The organism is Pseudomonas sp. TH37 (genome assembly GCF_016650735.1).
GTDB classification, from domain to species: domain Bacteria; phylum Pseudomonadota; class Gammaproteobacteria; order Pseudomonadales; family Pseudomonadaceae; genus Aquipseudomonas; species Aquipseudomonas farris.
Genome location: NZ_JAEKFD010000004.1, coordinates 394,069 through 412,104 on the forward strand (window position 1 = coordinate 394,069; position 18,036 = coordinate 412,104).

The following is an 18,036-nucleotide window of genomic DNA, read 5'->3' on the forward strand; positions in this document are numbered from 1 at the left end:
GGTTTCTCGTTATCAAAGTTTGGTCAAGGACAGGCCAGCCCAGGTGGCGAGCAGCCCGCCGAATACGCTGATGGCCGCATAGCCCAGGGCCAGCGGCACTTGCCCGGTTTCCAGCAGGCGCACCGTATCCAGTGAAAAGGATGAAAAAGTCGTCAGCCCCCCGAGGAAGCCGATCATCAACCCGGCGCGCACCTCTATCGGTACTTCCGGGCGTGTCAAAAACAGACCGTATAGAACGCCGATCAGCAAACAGCCCACGATATTAACGGCCAGCGTCGCGGTATAGAAGTGCCGCGGCCAATTCGCGTTGATCCAGTTACCGGTGGCGAAGCGCAATAACGTACCGGCGACACCGCCGACAGAAACGGCAACGATCAATGGAATCACTATTTTCTCCGCTGCCGTGGGCTTAGACGATCAAGCTGCGCGAGGTGGTTAAGCTTTTCGCCGATCTTCAGCTCCAGGCCACGGGGCACTGGTTGATAAAACCGTTGCGGTTCGAGCTCGTCCGGGAAGTAGTCTTCGCCCGCAGCATAGGCATCTGGTTCATCGTGGGCATAACGGTACTCGTCACCATAGCCCAATTGCTTCATCAACTTCGTCGGCGCGTTGCGCAAGTGCAGCGGCACTTCGAGCGAACCGTGTTCGGTGGCGCTGCGCATCGCGGCTTTGAAGCCCATGTACACCGCATTGCTTTTCGGCGCGCAGGCCAGATAGGTAATTGCCTGGGCCACCGCCAATTCACCTTCGGGGCTGCCGAGGCGCTCCTGCACTTCCCACGCCGCCAGGCACAGGCTGAGAGCGCGAGGGTCGGCGTTGCCGATGTCTTCGCTGGCCATGCGCACCACGCGCCGGGCCAGGTACAGCGGGTCGCAACCGCCGTCGATCATCCGCGCAAACCAATACAGCGCGCCATCGGGATTGGAGCCGCGCACCGATTTATGCAGCGCGGAGATCTGGTCGTAGAAGGCTTCGCCGCCCTTGTCGAAGCGTCGACGGGTATCCCCGAGCAGACTTTGCAGCAGATCGACGCCGATTTCGCTGTTGTCTTCGGCCAGGTCCGAGGCATTTTCCAGCAGATTGAGCAGACGCCGGCCATCGCCATCGGCGGCGGACAACAGCATCTGGAAACCCTCATCGCTGAGGGTCAGTTGCCGCTTGCCCAATCCACGCTCTTCAGTCAGCGCGCGATGCACCAGCTTGCGCAGGGCTGCTTCGTCGAGGCTTTTGAGCACATAGACGCGCGCCCGGGACAGGAGTGCGTTATTGAGTTCGAACGAGGGGTTTTCGGTGGTCGCGCCGATGAAAATCAGCGTGCCGTCTTCAACGTACGGCAGGAACGCATCCTGCTGGGACTTGTTGAAGCGATGCACTTCATCGACGAACAGGATGGTGCGTTTACCGTACTGCCCGGCCTGTTGCTTGGCGACTTCCACCGCCTGGCGGATTTCCTTTACACCGGCCAGTACCGCCGAAACCGTTTCGAAGTGCGCATCAGAGACTTCCGCGAGCAGCCGCGCCAACGTGGTTTTACCCACCCCCGGCGGCCCCCAGAAAATCATCGAATGCAGGGCACCCTGCTCCAGCGCTTCGCGCAAAGGCTTGCCGCGAGCGAGCACGTGTTCCTGACCGACGTACTCGTCCAGATTGGCCGCACGCAAACGGGCGGCCAAGGGCTGAGCAATCGGGGCGCTGCGAAACAGGTCCATCACTACTTATGAAACCTCACTGGGTCCTGAATTGAACAGCGTAGTTCCTGTGGGAGCGGGCTTGCCCGCGATGGCGTCGGGTCAGTCAACATTGATATTGAATGCAATGCCGCCATCGCGGGCAAGCCCGCTCCCACAGGTTCTATGTTCTGCTCTTTATTCCTGGATCACATCGGCACCCTTGGGGATGTCGAACTTGAACTTGGACGCAGGAATCGGCTCATTGGCCTTCACGCCAGTAAACAGGATATTGGTGCGCTGACCGACGCTGTCAATCAGCTGCATGTCATTGACCAGTCCGTTGCGGAACGACAGACGCAGGCTGTCGAACAGGGTGTCTTTGGTTTTCGGCTTCAGAGTGAAGTCGATCACGCCGCCGGCTTCCTTGGCGCTGATGTCGAAGCTCTGGCTGATCTTGGACACGTCACCGGACAACAGCAGCGCAGGAGTCTGGGTCAGGCGCTGGTCGAGGGTCTTGATGGTCACCTGCTCCAGATCCGGGTCCCACAGGGAAACCTTCTTGCCATCGGACACCATCAGCTGCTCTTGCGGCGCATCGGTGTGCCAGTAGAACAGGCCCGGGCGCTGCAAGGACATTTGACCGGCGGTTTCCTGCAACTGGGTGCCACTGCCGTCGAGGGTCAGCTGGGAGAAACGCGCGGTCAGGGTCTGGGATTTTTCCAGCAGTTGAGTCAGGCGCGCCACGTCCTTGTCATCGGAGTGGGCCGAGAGCGTGGTCAAAGCCAGTACCGGCAGCAACAGCATGCGGATAAGACGCATGGGAGTCCTCATAAACATTCGTGGGAGTGCGGGCGGCATCTCAAGACACCGCCCCTTTCAAAACCGGATCAGTCGCGCACCGGTCCAGGGGCCAGGACTTCACGCGAACCGTTGGTGTTCATGGACGTCACGACCCCAGCCATCTCCATGGCTTCGATCATGCGCGCCGCGCGGTTGTAGCCGATTTTCAGCTTGCGCTGAACCGCGGAGATGGACGCGCGACGGCTTTCCAGTACGAACTGCACCGCTTCGTCGTAGAGCGCATCGGTTTCGGCATCATCGTCACCGCCACCGCCGCCGTTTTCAAAGCCGCTACCGGGCTCTTCGACACCGGCAAGGATGTCATCGTTGTATTCCGGCGCGCCGCGCAGTTTCCAGGCTTCAACCACCCGGTGAACCTCGTCATCGGACACGAACGCGCCGTGAACACGAATCGGCAGACTGGTGCCCGGCGGCATGTACAACATATCACCGTGGCCCAGCAGTTGTTCGGCGCCGCCCTGATCGATGATGGTCCGCGAATCGATCTTGCTCGATACCTGGAACGCCATACGGGTCGGAATGTTCGCCTTGATCAGACCGGTGATCACGTCCACCGACGGACGCTGGGTCGCTAGGATCAAGTGGATGCCCGCCGCACGAGCCTTCTGGGCGATACGGGCGATCAGTTCCTCAACCTTCTTGCCGACGATCATCATCATGTCGGCGAATTCGTCGACGACCACGACAATGGTCGGCAGTTTTTGCAGCAGTGGCGCTTCGTCGTGGATGCTTTCGCGCTTGTACAGCGGATCGCTCAACGGCTCGCCGGCGTCCTGGGCTTCCTTGACCTTGGCGTTGAAGCCCGACAGGTTACGCACGCCCATCTTCGCCATCAGCTTGTAGCGCCGTTCCATCTCGGCGACGCTCCAGCGCAAGGCGTTGGCGGCGTCCTTCATGTCAGTGACCACCGGGCACAGCAGGTGCGGAATGCCTTCGTAGATCGACAGTTCAAGCATTTTCGGGTCGATCATGATCAGTTTGGCGTCTTCCGGGCCAGACTTGAACAGAATCGACAGGATCATCGCGTTCACACCCACCGACTTACCGGAACCGGTCGTACCGGCCACCAGCAAGTGCGGCATTTTCGCCAGGTCGGTGATGACCGGCTTGCCGCCGATATCATGACCCAGGGCCAAGGTGACCGGGGACTTGAAGTTATCGTACTCGGGGGTCGACAAGACCTCGGAGAACCGCACGATCTGCCGGTCTTCGTTAGGGATCTCGATACCAACCGTGGTCTTGCCCGGAATCACTTCCACGACACGCACACTGGTCACGGCCAGGGAACGGGCCAGGTCTTTCGCCAGGTTGGAGATGCGGCTGACTTTGACGCCGGCTGCAGGCTGGATTTCGTAACGGGTAATTACCGGGCCCGGGTGAATCGAATCCACCGAGACTTCGACGCCGAATTCCTTAAGCTTGATTTCCAGCAAGTGGCCGACGGCCGCCAGGGATTCAGGCGAATAATTGAGTTGTTTCTTTTCCGCAGGGTCGAGAATCGAGATCGGCGGCAAGGTGCCTTCCACGGCGCTGTCGACGAACAACGGCGCCTGTTTCTCTTTTTCCACACGCTTGCTGGGCGCGGCAGGTTTGGGCGGAGCCGGGGCAATCACCGGCGGTACCTGTTTCTCGCGCTCGGACATGTGCTTGCTCAGGGCCTGCTCGCGCTCGATCAGGCGCTCCTTGACCTTGGCCTGCTCGCGTTTGTCGGTGACGGTCGGCGCGACCACGTCATGCACGCGATCGTCGACTTCACGCAGTTGGGCGACCAGTTGCTTGCGCTCCATACGGGCCGCCCACCAGCGATTGGCCGCGCCCTGGAACAGTTCGAACAGATCAAGGGTGATCTTGCCGGTGACGTCCATCACCTTGAACCACGACAGGTCGGTGAACACTGTCAGGCCGAACAGGAACAGCGCGATGAACAACAACGTGCTGCCCTGGATGTTCAGCGCGTTCCGGGCCAGATCGCCGAGGCTTTCGCCCAAAGCGCCGCCCGCGCCAGCCGGCAGACCGGTCGCCGCATGGAAATGGATGTGGGCCAGCGCTGCACCCGACAGGACCAGAAATACCAGGCCGATCAGGCGCCAGGAGAACAACCAGCCGCTCCACTGCCACGGCTCGTGGCGCTGGCGGAAGATCTGATACGCCTTGATCGCCAGCAGCAACGGGAAAATGTAGGCGAAGTAACCCAGGACCATGAACAGGATGTCGGCGCTGTAAGAGCCGGCAGGCCCGCCGAAGTTCTGCACATCGTCGATCTTGCTGTTATGGCTCCAGCCAGGATCGTCTTTGCCGTAGGTCAACAAAGCCATCATCAGGAACAGGCACAAGGCGCCGATGGCGATCAATGCACCTTCCTTGAGCCGGTAGTGCAATTGCTGGCGCCAGAGCGGGACGACTGTTTTAGGTGCTGCGGTGGATTTCTTCAAAACGCTTCTTTTCCTGCGCCCATGGCGCGTCCATCTGTTGAATGACTATAAAAACTGCCCAATCCAGGCAGGTAAAAAAGTTAACAGGCGCAACTGGGACTACTTTTAACACTGCGCCCCGGTTTTTCGAAATACGGCACGCACCGCTTTTTTGATACAAACACTGTTACAAGCGAGCATTGTACGGGTTTGTTCACCCGATGCCATGCTTGAGACCCTTGGGTGCAGCATAGCCAACAGCACAGTACGCGCGGTCCAATTTGAGCATGCATTCTCTTTTGTGACAAAGGCTTATGAGGTGTTTTTATGACTGAAGCGAAGCATTCCCGCCTGATCATTCTGGGTTCCGGCCCTGCCGGTTACAGCGCAGCCGTTTATGCCGCTCGCGCCAACCTCAAACCCGTGGTCATCACCGGCATACAGGCAGGTGGCCAGCTGACCACCACCGTCGAAGTCGACAACTGGCCCGGCGACGTCGAAGGCCTGACCGGCCCGGTACTGATGGAACGCATGCAAAAACACGCCGAACGCTTCGACACAGAGATCGTTTACGACCACATCCATACGGCCAAGTTGCAACAGCACCCGTTCGAGCTCATCGGCGACAGCGGCACCTACACCTGCGATGCGCTGATTATCGCCACCGGCGCTTCGGCCCAATACCTGGGGCTGCCATCGGAAGAAGCCTTCGCCGGCAAAGGGGTTTCGGCCTGTGCCACTTGCGATGGCTTCTTTTACCGCAACCAGGTGGTCGCGGTGGTCGGCGGAGGTAACACGGCCGTTGAAGAAGCACTGTACCTGTCGAACATCGCCAAGGAAGTCCACCTGATTCACCGTCGCGACAAACTGCGCTCGGAGAAGATCCTCCAGGACAAACTCTTCGAAAAAGCCGCCAACGGCAATATCCGCCTGCACTGGAACCAGAATCTGGACGAAGTGCTGGGCGACGCCAGCGGTGTGACCGGTGCCCGCCTGCGGCACAGCCATACGGGCGAAACCAATGAATTGCCGCTGGCCGGCGTATTCATCGCCATCGGCCACAAACCCAACACCGATCTGTTTCAGGGCCAGCTGAAAATGCGTGACGGCTACCTGCTGGTCAAGGGCGGTAGCGAAGGTGATGCCACCGCCACCGACATCGAAGGCGTGTTCGCCGCCGGTGATGTGGCCGATCATATTTACCGCCAGGCGGTGACGTCCGCCGGGGCCGGCTGCATGGCCGCGCTGGATGCCGAGAAGTATCTCGATGACATCCCCACCGTTTGACGGTTAACCTCCTACAAGGCGGGTTCAACGGCCCGCTACCGCCCTCCCCTTCTGCAAGCCCGGATGCCATGCTGACTTGGTTACAACGCAACACCCTGACCTTCCCGCCGCTGGAAAAAGCCATGCGCGACCCCAACGGGCTGCTGGCCGCGGGTGGCGATTTGTCCGCCGATCGCCTGATCCAGGCCTATCGTCACGGCTGCTTTCCGTGGTTTTCGGAGGGCCAGCCGATTCTCTGGTGGTCGCCGGATCCGCGCACGGTACTGTTTCCCGACGAACTGCATGTCTCCCGCAGCTTGAACAAACTGCTGCGCCAACAGCGCTATCAAGTGACCTTCGATCGGGATTTTGCCGCGGTCATCCGCGCCTGCGCCGCGCCGCGCGAGTACGCTGACGGCACCTGGATCACCCAAGCGATGCAGGACGCCTATGTCGAACTGCACAGGCGTGGTTACGCCCACTCGGTGGAGGTCTGGGACGATGGCGTGCTGGTCGGCGGGCTCTACGGCCTGGCTATGGGGCAGTTGTTTTTCGGCGAGTCGATGTTCAGCCGCGCCGACAACGCCTCCAAATATGGCTTCGCCACCCTGGTGCGACACCTGAAAGACTCAGGCTTTGTGCTGATCGACTGCCAGATGCCTACCGATCATCTGCACAGTTTGGGTGCTCGAGCGATTCCCCGCCGTGAATTTGCCGGCTACCTTGCGCGGCACCTGGATCACCCCAGCCGTGCCACTTGGGTTTGCTGAGCGACTTTTGCGCGCGTGGCTTACACTTAATGCGGGGAAACGAATTGAGAACGCCCCCTAATCAAAAAGCTTATCCCGAGGGTTGATCATGACCGAGTTGGCGCGTTTGAAGTTCTATGCCACTCAGCCCCACTCTTGCAGTTATCTGCCCGAGGAGCAGGCCACCACGCTGTTCCTCGACCCTAGTCAGCCCATGGATGTGCATGTCTATGCAGACCTGTCGGAAATGGGTTTTCGTCGCAGTGGCGATCATCTCTACCGGCCCCATTGCCAGCATTGCAATGCGTGCGTACCGGCGCGCATTCCTGTGGGGCAATTTACCCCCAACCGTCAGCAGAAACGCATCGTCAAACGCAATGCCGACTTGCAGGTGCGTCCGGCCAGGCCAAAGTTCAGCGAAGAGTACTTCGGCCTCTATCAGCGCTACATCGAACAACGTCACGCCGATGGCGATATGTATCCGCCAAGCCGCGACCAGTTTTCGACCTTCCTGGTGCGTGACCTGCCGTTCTCCCGCTTCTACGAGTTTCGTCTCGAAGGCCGACTGCTGGCAGTGGCCGTTACCGACTTGCTGCCCAACGGTTTATCGGCGGTCTACACCTTCTACGAGCCCGGCGAGGAGCGTCGCAGCCTGGGGCGTTACGCGATTCTCTGGCAGATCGCCGAAGCCCGGCGCCTGGGCCTGGAAGCGGTCTATCTCGGCTACTGGATCAAAAACTGCAAAAAAATGAGCTACAAGACCCAATATCGCCCTATCGAACTGCTGATTAATCAGCGTTGGGTCATCCTGAGCTAGAACCCCTTGGCTTAAACCCCATTTTTCGGGCACAATGCACGCCGCTTTTGCCTGGCGCAGTTGCACCGGGCCATTCATTGGACACCGAGGGCTTTACTGCATGTCGAAAGAAGACAGCTTCGAAATGGAAGGCACTGTCGTCGACACCCTGCCCAACACCATGTTTCGTGTGGAGTTGGAAAATGGGCACGTCGTAACCGCGCATATCTCCGGCAAGATGCGCAAGAACTACATCCGTATTCTTACCGGCGACAAAGTGCGCGTCGAGCTGACGCCCTATGACTTGAGCAAAGGGCGCATCACCTACCGCGCTCGCTAATCAAGTCAATACAAAACGCCCGGCTATGCCGGGCGTTTTTGTTTGTGTGGAAATTAGCTGCCACATTTCGAGCCGTTGCACAGATCCTGTGGGAGCGGGCTTGCCCGCGATAGCGGTGGGTCTGCTTGCCTGGATGCTGAATGTGCCGCCTTCGCGGGCAAGCCTGCTCCCACAGGGTTTTGTGTTTATCGCTTGAAATCGACCAGACAGCAAAAAGGCGCCAATCGGCGCCTTTTTACTTTGTTGCGGTTTAACGTCAGGCCATTTCAGCCGTGGTCTCGAACTCGAAGGTCAGCTCGCCGTCCTTGATGTCGATGTGTACCACACCGCCATGTTCGGCCAGTTCGCCAAAGAGGATCTCTTCGGCCAGTGGACGCTTGATCTTGTCCTGGATCAAACGCGCCATTGGACGAGCGCCCATTGCCGAGTCGTAACCACCGGCCGCCAGCCAGCTGCGAGCAGCGTCGGTGACTTCCAGCAGCACACGCTTGTCTTCCAGCTGCGCCTGAAGTTCGGTGAGGAACTTGTCCACCACGCTTTTGATGACCTCATGACTGAGGCGACCAAACTGGATAATGGTGTCCAGACGGTTGCGGAATTCCGGCGTGAAGCTCTTCTTGATCACTTCCATCGCATCGGACGAGTGGTCCTGATAGGTGAAACCGATCGAAGCACGCGCTGCAGTCTCGGCACCGGCGTTGGTCGTCATGATGACGATTACGTTACGGAAGTCCGCCTTGCGCCCGTTGTTATCGGTCAGCGTACCGTGGTCCATAACCTGCAACAGCAGGTTGAAGACTTCGGGATGCGCCTTCTCGATTTCATCGAGCAGCAGCACGCAATGAGGCTGCTTGGTGATGGCTTCGGTCAGCAGACCGCCCTGATCGAACCCGACATAGCCTGGAGGCGCACCGATCAGACGCGATACGGTGTGGCGCTCCATGTACTCGGACATGTCGAAGCGAACCAGCTCGACCCCCAACGCCTTGGCCAGTTGCCGCGCGGCCTCGGTTTTACCAACACCGGTCGGCCCTGCGAACAGGAACGAACCGACGGGCTTGTCAGGCGACTTGAGGCCGGCACGGGACAGTTTGATCGCGGTCGACAGCGAGTCGATCGCCGCATCCTGGCCAAATACCGTGAGTTTCAGGTCACGCTCAAGGTTACGTAGCAGCTCTTTGTCGGAACTGGTGACGTGCTTAGGCGGAATTCGCGCGATTTTCGCGACGATGTCCTCGACCTGAGCCACTTCGATGCGCTTCACCCGCTTCTCGATCGGTTGCAGACGCTGATAGGCGCCCGCCTCGTCGATAACGTCGATGGCCTTGTCCGGCATGTGCCGGTCATTGATGTAGCGCGAGGCCAGTTCAGCAGCGGCACGCAGGGCTTCATCGCTGTATTCGATGTTGTGGTGCGCTTCGAAACGCCCTTTCAGGCCACGCAGGATGCCAATGGTGTCTTCCACCGAAGGTTCCGACACATCGACCTTCTGGAAGCGCCGAGCCAGAGCACGGTCCTTCTCGAAGATCCCGCGGAACTCCTGGAACGTGGTCGAACCGATGCAGCGAATGTCGCCCGAAGACAACAATGGCTTGAGCAGGTTCGAAGCATCCATGACGCCACCGGACGCAGCGCCCGCACCAATGATGGTGTGGATCTCGTCGATGAACAGGATCGCCTGCGGACGTTTTTTCAGCTCATTGAGCAGCGCCTTGAAGCGCTTCTCGAAATCGCCGCGGTATTTGGTCCCGGCCAGCAAAGCCCCCAGATCGAGGGAATACACCACGCTGTTGGCCAGCAGATCCGGCACCTGGTTGTCGACAATGCGCTTGGCCAGGCCTTCGGCAATCGCGGTTTTACCCACGCCCGCCTCGCCCACCAGCAGCGGATTGTTTTTGCGACGACGCGCGAGGATCTGCGCGACGCGCTCGACTTCCAGCTCACGGCCTACCAACGGATCGATACGACCCTGGCGCGCGAGTTCGTTGAGGTTGCTGGCATAAGCATCCAGAGGATTGCCTGAAGAGGAAGACTCACCGCCCTCGTCGTCCTGCATATCTTGTTCACCTTCAGAGTGATCGCCATGCCCCGGCACTTTGGAAATGCCATGGGCGATGTAGTTGACGACATCGATGCGCGCAACGCTCTGCTGTTTCAGCAGAAACACTGCCTGACTCTCTTGCTCACTGAAGATTGCGACCAGCACGTTAGCGCCAGTCACTTCGCGTTTGCCCGAGCTCTGTACGTGAAAGACAGCACGTTGCAGTACACGCTGGAAGCCCAGGGTTGGCTGGGTTTCACGATCCTCGTCATGAAGAGGGATCAATGGCGTGGTGGAGTCGATGAACTCCTGCAGGTCATGCTTGAGTTTGTCGAGGTTTGCGCCGCAGGCACGCAAAACGGTGGCGGCAGCCTCATTATCCAATAGGGCCAGCAGAAGGTGCTCGACGGTCATGAATTCATGACGCTTCGAACGAGCCTCCTTGAAGGCAAGATTGAGGGTGACTTCGAGCTCGCGGTTTAACATAGCTTCACCTCATACCCAAGTGGTCGGCGATTAACCGTCCTTCTCGATTTCACAGAGTAGCGGATGCTGGCTTTCCCTGGCGTACTGGTTGACCTGCATGGCCTTGGTCTCGGCGATGTCGCGGGTAAACACTCCACATACTGCCCGTCCTTCTGTGTGGACGGCCAGCATGACCTTGGTCGCCAGCTCGCGATTCAGGTTAAAAAACACCTCGAGCACTTCGACGACGAAATCCATCGGTGTGTAGTCATCGTTGAACAAAACCACCTTGTACATCGGTGGCGCCTGTAAAGCAGGCTTAGCCTCCTGAACAGCAATGCCTGCGGAATCGTCGTCGTGTAAATCAGGGCGATCCTGATTGAATGTTAGTCGAATCTGGCTGATTGCATGCATGGAAAGAAAGGTTCGTCAGTTGTGCAAATACAGTGGTGGGGGCGGTTATGAACGTTTTCAACTCCGACTGCCCGGTCACCTTGACTATCGGAAAATCGGTGTTACAACCAATAGAGCCCACAGTGGGTAAAAAAGGTCCGCGGAGTCAATCTTATTTGCAGATTAGACTGCGGATTAACTGGATGATACTCCAGTGATGGAGTCTGTTGCAGAGGGATATGGGTATGGCTGTCGGTAAGGTGAAATGGTTCAACAATGCCAAGGGGTTCGGTTTCATTAACACCGACGCCAGAGAAGGTCGTGACGAGGATGGCAAGGATATCGATTTCTTTGCCCACTATTCGGCTATTGAAATGGATGGATACAAAACCCTCAAGGCTGGGCAAATTGTTAGCTTTGAGATCATCCAGGGCCCCAAAGGGCTGCATGCAGTAAAGATCGCATCTGCCACCTCCCCGAACGAACAGAGCGCCACTGCCACCCGGCAAGAAACAGTGTCGAGCTGACGCAGCTCGTCATCCAGTCATAAAAAAACCGCCCGAAGGCGGTTTTTTTATCAGCTGGTTTACATGTGCGAGATCAGCGCATCACCAAACGCGGAAGAGGACAGCAGTTTCGCGCCCTCCATCAGACGTTCGAAGTCATAGGTCACGGTTTTCGCGGAGATCGCGCCGTTGGTGCCTTTGATGATCAGGTCGGCCGCTTCGGTCCAGCCCATGTGACGCAGCATCATTTCGGCGGACAGGATCAACGAACCCGGGTTGACCTGGTCCTTGCCGGCGTATTTCGGCGCAGTCCCGTGGGTCGCTTCGAACATGGCCACGGTGTCGGACAGGTTGGCACCCGGCGCGATACCGATACCACCCACTTCGGCCGCCAGGGCATCGGAGAGGTAGTCGCCATTGAGGTTCAGGGTCGCAATCACATCGTACTCGGCCGGGCGCAGCAGGATCTGCTGGAGCATGGCGTCGGCGATGGCGTCCTTGACGATGACGTTCTTGCCGGTTTTCGGGTTCTTGAACTGCATCCACGGACCGCCGTCGAGCAGGGTCGCGCCGAATTCTTCAGCAGCCACTTCGTAGGCCCATTCCTTGAAGGCACCTTCGGTGAACTTCATGATGTTGCCTTTGTGCACGATGGTCAGCGAGTCGCGGTCGTTGTCGACCACATACTGCAGAGCCTTGCGCGCCAGACGCTTGGTGCCTTCCAGGGAAACCGGCTTGACGCCGATACCGCAGTTTTCGTCGAAACGGATCTTGGTGACGCCCATTTCTTCTTTAAGGAACTTGATGACCTTGGTCGCTTCCGGCGAACCGGCTTTCCATTCGATACCGGCATAAATGTCTTCCGAGTTTTCACGGAAGATGGTCATGTCGACATCGCCTGGCTTCTTGACCGGGCTAGGTACGCCTTCGAACCAGCGCACCGGGCGCAGGCACACATACAGGTCGAGTTGCTGACGCAGGGCCACGTTCAGCGAACGGATGCCACCGCCGACCGGCGTGGTCAGAGGGCCCTTGATGGAAACCACGTAATCCTTGACCGCGTCCAGGGTTTCCTGAGGCAGCCAGGTGTCCTGATCGTAAACCTGAGTCGCTTTCTCCCCGGCGTAGACTTCCATCCAGGAAATTTTGCGCTCGCCGCCGTAAGCCTTCTTAACAGCAGCATCGACAACCTTGATCATGACCGGGCTGATATCAACGCCAATACCATCGCCTTCAATGAAGGGGATGATCGGGTTGTTAGGAACATTGAGAGAATGGTCCGCGTTGACGGTGATTTTGTCGCCGACGGCTGGAACCTGAATCTTCTTGTATCCCATGCTGTACTCCATTGTTTGGATTGAACATCTGGCTGCGTTCGAGCGTACCCCAGTTAAATCGGCGCGCAAACCCTATGTTCTGACCATCTGCCGCAAAGCTGCGCAGTTCGCGACGTACAAGCCTGAAAGCAAAGGGAAAAGCGCCAAACTCAAGCACGGCGAACGACTCTACGCCCCACACCGGCCTGCGACCTTTAGACCAATGGACGAAAAACGTTGCATATGAACCATCGGCAGATTGCCAGCTACCTATGTATAATGCCGCCGCTGACCACAGAGTCACGACGGCCGACCGCTCTATCACAAGACGTTGGGCCCGAATAAGCCGGATTGCTACCGCAGTCCACCCGCTTGACGCTCGACTGATGCACCCAACATCACCGCGAAGAAACCTCGACATTCGGCTCATGGATGACTTTGAACGAACGCGCTTACCCGGCGCCCCTCGAGTTTCTGCGCACGCTTTAGCAAAGAAGAGAGAGTTAATCCGAATATGCCCACCCGCTCGAAGATCATCTATACCTTCACCGACGAAGCCCCAGCCCTCGCCACCTATTCACTGTTGCCTATCGTAGAGGCTTTCACCGCCTCGGCTGATATCGCCGTTGAAACCCGCGATATCTCTCTTGCAGGGCGCATTCTGGCCAGCTTCCCCGAGCAATTGGGTGACAAAGCCGTAGCCGACCACCTCGCCGAACTGGGCGACCTGGCCGTTACGCCTGAAGCCAACATCATCAAGCTGCCGAACATCAGCGCTTCGGTTCCACAACTGCAGGCCGCGATCAAAGAGCTGCAAGCCCAAGGCTTCGCACTGCCGGACTACCCGGAAACCGTGACCAGCGATGCCGACAAGCTCGCCAAGTCGCGTTACGACAAGATCAAGGGCAGCGCCGTGAACCCGGTTCTGCGCGAAGGTAACTCTGATCGTCGCGCACCGCTGTCGGTCAAGAACTACGCGCGCAAGCACCCGCACAAAATGGGCGCATGGGCCAAAGACTCCAAGTCCCACGTCGCTCACATGAGCACCGGCGATTTCTACGGCAGCGAAAAAGCCGCCCTGATCGACGCCGCTGACGCCGTCAAAATCGAACTGATCGCTCAAGACGGCACCACCACCGTCCTGAAAGAAAAAACCACCGTGCAAGCCGGTGAGATCCTCGATTGCGCCGTTCTGAGCAAAAAAGCGCTGCGCAGCTTCATCGCGGCCGAGATCGAAGACGCCAAAGCCAAAGGCGTGCTGCTGTCGGTTCACCTGAAAGCCACCATGATGAAGGTCTCCGACCCGATCATGTTCGGCCAGATCGTTGCCGAGTTCTATAAAGACGCACTGACCAAGCACGCTGACGTGCTGGCACAGATCGGCTTCAACCTGAACAACGGCATCGGCGACCTGTACGCTCGCATCAAAGCCCTGCCTAGCGATCAGCAAGCGCAGATCGAAGCGGACATCCAGGCGGTCTACGCCGTTCGCCCATCGCTGGCCATGGTCAACTCCGACAAAGGCATCACCAACCTGCACGTGCCGAGCGACGTCATCGTCGACGCCTCGATGCCGGCGATGATCCGTGACTCCGGCAAAATGTGGGGCACTGACGGCCAGCTGCACGACACCAAGGCTGTGATCCCGGATCGCTGCTACGCCACCATCTACCAGGCGGTGATCGAAGACTGCAAGCTGCACGGCGCTTTCGATCCAACCACCATGGGCAGCGTGCCAAACGTTGGCCTGATGGCGAAGAAAGCCGAAGAGTACGGCTCGCACGACAAGACCTTCCAGATCAAGGCAAACGGCGTGGTTCGGGTTTCCGACGGCGCTGGCCGCACTCTGCTGGAACAGTCGGTTGAAGCCGGCGACATCTTCCGCATGTGCCAGACCAAAGACGCGCCGATCCAGGACTGGGTCAAACTGGCCGTCAACCGTGCCCGTGCAAGCGCAACTCCAGCCATTTTCTGGCTGGACCCAATGCGCGCCCACGATGGCGTAGTGATCGAGAAAGTTCAGGCATACCTGAAGGATCACGATACCTCCGGCCTGGACATCCGCATCATGTCGCCTGTCGACGCGATGAAGCTCACCCTGGACCGCACCCGCGAAGGCAAGGACACCATTTCGGTGACCGGCAACGTATTGCGCGACTACCTGACCGACCTGTTCCCGATCATGGAGCTGGGCACCAGCGCCAAGATGCTGTCGATCGTTCCGCTGATGAACGGCGGTGGCCTGTTCGAAACCGGCGCTGGTGGTTCGGCACCGAAGCACGTTCAGCAACTGCTGGAAGAGAACTTCCTGCGCTGGGATTCCCTGGGCGAGTTCCTGGCCCTGGCCGCTTCCCTTGAGCACTTGGGTGTTACCTACAACAACCCTAAAGCACTGGTGCTGGCCAAGACCCTGGATCAGGCCACTGGCCAGTTCCTGGACAACAACAAGTCGCCATCGCGCAAAGTCGGCAACATCGACAACCGCGGCAGCCACTTCTACCTGGCGCTGTACTGGGCTCAAGCCCTGGCCGCCCAGACCGAAGACGCTGCACTGCAAGCGCAGTTCGGCGAACTGGCCAAAACCCTGACCGAGAACGAAGCGACCATCGTTGCCGAGCTCAACGCCGTTCAGGGCAAGCCAGTGGACATCGGCGGTTACTACCACGCCAATGCCGAGCTGATCAGCAAGGCCATGCGCCCGAGCAACACCTTCAACGCCGCGATCGCTGCGCTGGTTTAAGGTTGTAAGGATGCAAAGAAGCCCCGGCCCAGTGCCGGGGTTTCTGTTTCTGGCGTTCACACATATCTATTCTATCTGCCGAAACAAAACCCTGTGGGAGCTGGCTTGCCTGCGATGGCGGTTTATCATTCAACATTGCTTTCGACTGACCCACCGCCATCGCAGGCAAGCCAGCTCCCACAGGATCGGACTTCAACATTCAAAACGAGGAAGCTTCATGGATTGGCTACCCCACATCACCGTCGCCACCATCGTCGAAGACAATGGTCGCTTTCTGATGGTCGAAGAACTCAAGCACGGAAAAACGGTGCTCAACCAACCGGCCGGCCATCTGGACCCGGACGAAACCCTGATCGACGCCGCCGTGCGCGAAACCCTCGAGGAAACCGGCTGGGACGTCGAGCCGACGGGCGTGGTGGGCATTTATCTCTACACCGCCCCGAGCAACGGCGTGACTTACCAGCGGGTCTGCTTCACCGCAAAACCGCTCAAACACCACCCGGATTATCAGCTGGATGACGGTATCGTCGGCGCAAAATGGCTGACGCGTGACGAACTGCTGCAACAGCGCGCAAACTGGCGCAGTGAGCTGATCATCCGCTGTATCGATGATTATCTGGACGGCAAACACTTCGGTCTCGAACTGATCCGCCCTTCTCTTTAGCCTTGCGGGCTTCGGCCTGCTAGAATCGCGTCCTTTTTAAAGACACTCATTGAATCCCTATGCGTGATCCAGCCCCTTCTGACACACAAAAGAAGCGCGTCATTGTCGGTATGTCCGGCGGCGTGGACTCTTCCGTTTCCGCTCTCCTGCTGATCGAGCAGGGCTATGAGGTGGAAGGCCTGTTCATGAAGAACTGGGAAGAAGACGATGGAACGGAATACTGCACCGCCATGGATGACCTGGCGGATGCTCAGGCCGTGTGCGACAAGATTGGCATCAAGCTGCACACCGCCAACTTCGCCGCCGAGTACTGGGACAACGTGTTCGAACACTTCCTGGCCGAATACAAGGCCGGTCGCACGCCGAACCCGGACATCCTCTGCAACCGCGAAATCAAGTTCAAGGCGTTCCTCGACTACGCCATGATGCTCGGCGCCGACCTGATCGCCACCGGCCACTACGTGCGCCGCCGCGACATCGATGGCCGCACCGAACTGCTCAAGGGCCTGGACCCGAACAAGGACCAGAGCTACTTCCTGCACGCCGTCGGCGGTGAACAGATCGCCAAGACTCTGTTCCCGGTCGGCGAACTGGAAAAACCCGAAGTGCGCGCGATTGCCGAGAAACACGACCTGGCCACCGCAAAGAAAAAGGATTCCACAGGGATCTGCTTTATCGGCGAACGCCGCTTCAGCGACTTCCTCAAGCAATACCTGCCGGCCCAGCCAGGCGAGATCAAGACCACCGAAGGCGAAGTGATCGGCCGTCACCACGGCTTGATGTATCACACTATCGGCCAGCGTCAGGGCCTGGGCATCGGCGGCTTGAAAGACGCCGGTGACGAGCCGTGGTACGTGCTGATCAAGGACCTGGAACACAACGAACTGATCGTTGGCCAGGGCAATGATCACCCTTATTTGTTCTCCCGCGCCCTGCTCGCCTCGGACATCTATTGGGTCAATCCGATCGATTTGACCGAGCCGCGCAAGCTGACCGCCAAAGTGCGTTATCGCCAGAGCGACCAGCCTTGCACGCTGGAAAAGACTGCCACCGGCTACCGCGCGACCTTCGATGACCCGCAACGCGCGGTCACCCCAGGCCAATCCGTGGTGTTCTACGACGGCGAAATCTGCCTCGGTGGCGGCGTGATCGAAGTGGCCGAACCCTGGACCAGCAAGGGTCAGCGTTCATGAGCCCGACCCAGGAGCAACTGACGGCCCTGGGCGGCGTGTTTCTCGCCGCCGTACTGGTCGACAAAATCGCCAAAAGTGGCCAGACCAACGAAGCCGGCCTGACCTGCATGCTCGGCAGCCTGTTGATTCGCGACCCCAAGGACACGCTGGAAGTCTATGGCGGTGACGACATCAACTTGCGTGAAGGCTACCGCGCGTTGATCGGTGCCCTGGAGCGCGACCCCAGCACCCTTCAGCGCGAACCGCTGCGCTATGCCCTGTCAATGCTGGGGCTGGAGCGTCAATTGGCCAAGCGCGAAGACATGCTGGAAGTGATCGGCAAGCGTTTGCCACAGATCCAGTCGCAGGTCGAACACTTCGGCCCGGCTCATGAAAACGTAATCGCCGCCTGCGGTGCGCTGTATCAGGACACCCTGAGCACCCTGCGCCAACGGATTCAGGTGCATGGCGACATGCGCAACCTGCAACAACCGAGCAATGCTTCGAAAATTCGCGCGCTGCTGCTGGCCGGGATCCGTTCAGCACGCCTGTGGCGGCAGTTGGGCGGTCATCGCTGGCAGTTGGTGATCAGCCGGCGCAAGTTGCTTAAAGAGCTTTACCCGCTGATGCGCAGCAGCTGAACCGC

16 protein-coding genes are annotated in these 18,036 nt (G+C 58.7%); 9 read left to right on the top strand and 7 right to left on the bottom strand.

Annotation, left to right across the window (positions count from 1 at the left end; genetic code table 11):
* Positions 1-12 precede the first annotated feature (12 nt).
* The 4 genes from crcB to JFU11_RS13915 form a co-directional block, all read right to left on the bottom strand.
* On the bottom strand, positions 13-387 hold the full coding sequence (crcB, locus tag JFU11_RS13900; protein ID WP_052967900.1) for a fluoride efflux transporter CrcB: 375 nt from the start codon (positions 385-387) through the stop codon (positions 13-15).
* The gene (locus JFU11_RS13905) at positions 387-1,709 is read right to left on the bottom strand and encodes a replication-associated recombination protein A (RefSeq protein WP_123722032.1); all 1,323 of its coding nucleotides are present in this window, start codon (positions 1,707-1,709) and stop codon (positions 387-389) included. The genes crcB and JFU11_RS13905 overlap by 1 nt, the downstream gene beginning before the upstream one ends.
* 156 nt (positions 1,710-1,865) lie before the next feature.
* The gene (lolA, locus tag JFU11_RS13910) at positions 1,866-2,489 is read right to left on the bottom strand and encodes an outer membrane lipoprotein chaperone LolA (protein WP_201060920.1); all 624 of its coding nucleotides are present in this window, start codon (positions 2,487-2,489) and stop codon (positions 1,866-1,868) included.
* 68 nt (positions 2,490-2,557) lie between these two features.
* Positions 2,558-4,963 (bottom strand): DNA translocase FtsK, encoded by a 2,406-nt coding sequence (locus JFU11_RS13915; RefSeq protein WP_123722031.1) that lies wholly within the window; start codon positions 4,961-4,963, stop codon positions 2,558-2,560.
* Positions 4,964-5,269: 306 nt separating this feature from the next.
* Here JFU11_RS13915 and trxB point away from each other — a divergent pair, with 306 nt between their 5' ends.
* The 4 genes from trxB to infA all read left to right on the top strand — a co-directional run bounded on the left by trxB (position 5,270) and on the right by infA (position 8,093).
* Positions 5,270-6,229: a thioredoxin-disulfide reductase gene (trxB, locus tag JFU11_RS13920; protein ID WP_123722030.1), complete on the top strand. Its 960-nt coding sequence runs from the start codon at positions 5,270-5,272 to the stop codon at positions 6,227-6,229.
* A gap of 68 nt (positions 6,230-6,297) precedes the next feature.
* Positions 6,298-6,978 carry a leucyl/phenylalanyl-tRNA--protein transferase gene (gene aat, locus JFU11_RS13925; protein WP_201060921.1) on the top strand — a complete coding sequence of 227 codons (681 nt, stop codon included), beginning with the start codon at positions 6,298-6,300 and terminating at the stop codon, positions 6,976-6,978.
* 88 nt (positions 6,979-7,066) lie between these two features.
* The gene (locus JFU11_RS13930; protein ID WP_201060922.1) at positions 7,067-7,774 is read left to right on the top strand and encodes an arginyltransferase; all 708 of its coding nucleotides are present in this window, start codon (positions 7,067-7,069) and stop codon (positions 7,772-7,774) included.
* 100 nt (positions 7,775-7,874) lie between these two features.
* Complete coding sequence (gene infA, locus JFU11_RS13935; RefSeq protein WP_002553999.1) at positions 7,875-8,093, top strand: translation initiation factor IF-1; 219 nt, start codon at positions 7,875-7,877, stop codon at positions 8,091-8,093.
* 256 nt (positions 8,094-8,349) lie between these two features.
* Here the strand turns inward: infA and clpA are convergent, their stop codons facing one another.
* Both clpA and clpS read right to left on the bottom strand, forming a co-directional pair.
* Complete coding sequence (gene clpA, locus JFU11_RS13940; protein ID WP_052967012.1) at positions 8,350-10,620, bottom strand: ATP-dependent Clp protease ATP-binding subunit ClpA; 2,271 nt, start codon at positions 10,618-10,620, stop codon at positions 8,350-8,352.
* A gap of 30 nt (positions 10,621-10,650) precedes the next feature.
* Positions 10,651-11,013: an ATP-dependent Clp protease adapter ClpS gene (gene clpS / locus JFU11_RS13945; protein ID WP_015094394.1), complete on the bottom strand. Its 363-nt coding sequence runs from the start codon at positions 11,011-11,013 to the stop codon at positions 10,651-10,653.
* Between the two features lie 224 nt (positions 11,014-11,237).
* Between clpS and JFU11_RS13950 the strand changes: the two genes are divergently transcribed.
* Positions 11,238-11,519: a cold shock domain-containing protein gene (locus tag JFU11_RS13950; protein ID WP_123358425.1), complete on the top strand. Its 282-nt coding sequence runs from the start codon at positions 11,238-11,240 to the stop codon at positions 11,517-11,519.
* A 59-nt stretch (positions 11,520-11,578) separates the two neighbouring features.
* Here JFU11_RS13950 and icd read toward each other — a convergent pair whose 3' ends face one another.
* Positions 11,579-12,835: an NADP-dependent isocitrate dehydrogenase gene (gene icd, locus JFU11_RS13955; RefSeq protein ID WP_007905029.1), complete on the bottom strand. Its 1,257-nt coding sequence runs from the start codon at positions 12,833-12,835 to the stop codon at positions 11,579-11,581.
* Positions 12,836-13,328: 493 nt separating this feature from the next.
* Here icd and JFU11_RS13960 point away from each other — a divergent pair, with 493 nt between their 5' ends.
* The 4 genes from JFU11_RS13960 to hflD all read left to right on the top strand — a co-directional run bounded on the left by JFU11_RS13960 (position 13,329) and on the right by hflD (position 18,031).
* On the top strand, positions 13,329-15,554 hold the full coding sequence (locus JFU11_RS13960; RefSeq protein ID WP_201060923.1) for an NADP-dependent isocitrate dehydrogenase: 2,226 nt from the start codon (positions 13,329-13,331) through the stop codon (positions 15,552-15,554).
* A 217-nt stretch (positions 15,555-15,771) separates the two neighbouring features.
* On the top strand, positions 15,772-16,218 hold the full coding sequence (locus JFU11_RS13965) for an NUDIX hydrolase (protein ID WP_123722026.1): 447 nt from the start codon (positions 15,772-15,774) through the stop codon (positions 16,216-16,218).
* Between the two features lie 59 nt (positions 16,219-16,277).
* A complete protein-coding gene (mnmA, locus tag JFU11_RS13970; protein WP_201060924.1) occupies positions 16,278-17,411 on the top strand; it encodes a tRNA 2-thiouridine(34) synthase MnmA in 1,134 nt (377 codons plus the stop codon).
* Positions 17,408-18,031 (top strand): high frequency lysogenization protein HflD, encoded by a 624-nt coding sequence (hflD, locus tag JFU11_RS13975; RefSeq protein ID WP_048396927.1) that lies wholly within the window; start codon positions 17,408-17,410, stop codon positions 18,029-18,031. Before mnmA ends, hflD begins: the two co-directional genes overlap by 4 nt.
* Positions 18,032-18,036 lie beyond the last annotated feature (5 nt).

Excerpts from the sequence above, each read along its gene's own strand:
- JFU11_RS13965 (WP_123722026.1), top strand. The coding sequence starts at position 15,772 with ATGGATTGGCTACCCCACATCACCGTCGCCACCATCGTCGAAGACAAT.
- aat (WP_201060921.1), top strand. The coding sequence starts at position 6,298 with ATGCTGACTTGGTTACAACGCAACACCCTGACCTTCCCGCCGCTGGAA.
- clpS (WP_015094394.1), bottom strand. The coding sequence starts at position 11,013 with ATGCATGCAATCAGCCAGATTCGACTAACATTCAATCAGGATCGCCCT.
- JFU11_RS13950 (WP_123358425.1), top strand. The coding sequence starts at position 11,238 with ATGGCTGTCGGTAAGGTGAAATGGTTCAACAATGCCAAGGGGTTCGGT.
- clpA (WP_052967012.1), bottom strand. The coding sequence starts at position 10,620 with ATGTTAAACCGCGAGCTCGAAGTCACCCTCAATCTTGCCTTCAAGGAG.
- trxB (WP_123722030.1), top strand. The coding sequence starts at position 5,270 with ATGACTGAAGCGAAGCATTCCCGCCTGATCATTCTGGGTTCCGGCCCT.
- mnmA (WP_201060924.1), top strand. The coding sequence starts at position 16,278 with ATGCGTGATCCAGCCCCTTCTGACACACAAAAGAAGCGCGTCATTGTC.
- JFU11_RS13960 (WP_201060923.1), top strand. The coding sequence starts at position 13,329 with ATGCCCACCCGCTCGAAGATCATCTATACCTTCACCGACGAAGCCCCA.
- icd (WP_007905029.1), bottom strand. The coding sequence starts at position 12,835 with ATGGGATACAAGAAGATTCAGGTTCCAGCCGTCGGCGACAAAATCACC.
- JFU11_RS13930 (WP_201060922.1), top strand. The coding sequence starts at position 7,067 with ATGACCGAGTTGGCGCGTTTGAAGTTCTATGCCACTCAGCCCCACTCT.
- infA (WP_002553999.1), top strand. The coding sequence starts at position 7,875 with ATGTCGAAAGAAGACAGCTTCGAAATGGAAGGCACTGTCGTCGACACC.
- JFU11_RS13905 (WP_123722032.1), bottom strand. The coding sequence starts at position 1,709 with ATGGACCTGTTTCGCAGCGCCCCGATTGCTCAGCCCTTGGCCGCCCGT.
- lolA (WP_201060920.1), bottom strand. The coding sequence starts at position 2,489 with ATGCGTCTTATCCGCATGCTGTTGCTGCCGGTACTGGCTTTGACCACG.
- hflD (WP_048396927.1), top strand. The coding sequence starts at position 17,408 with ATGAGCCCGACCCAGGAGCAACTGACGGCCCTGGGCGGCGTGTTTCTC.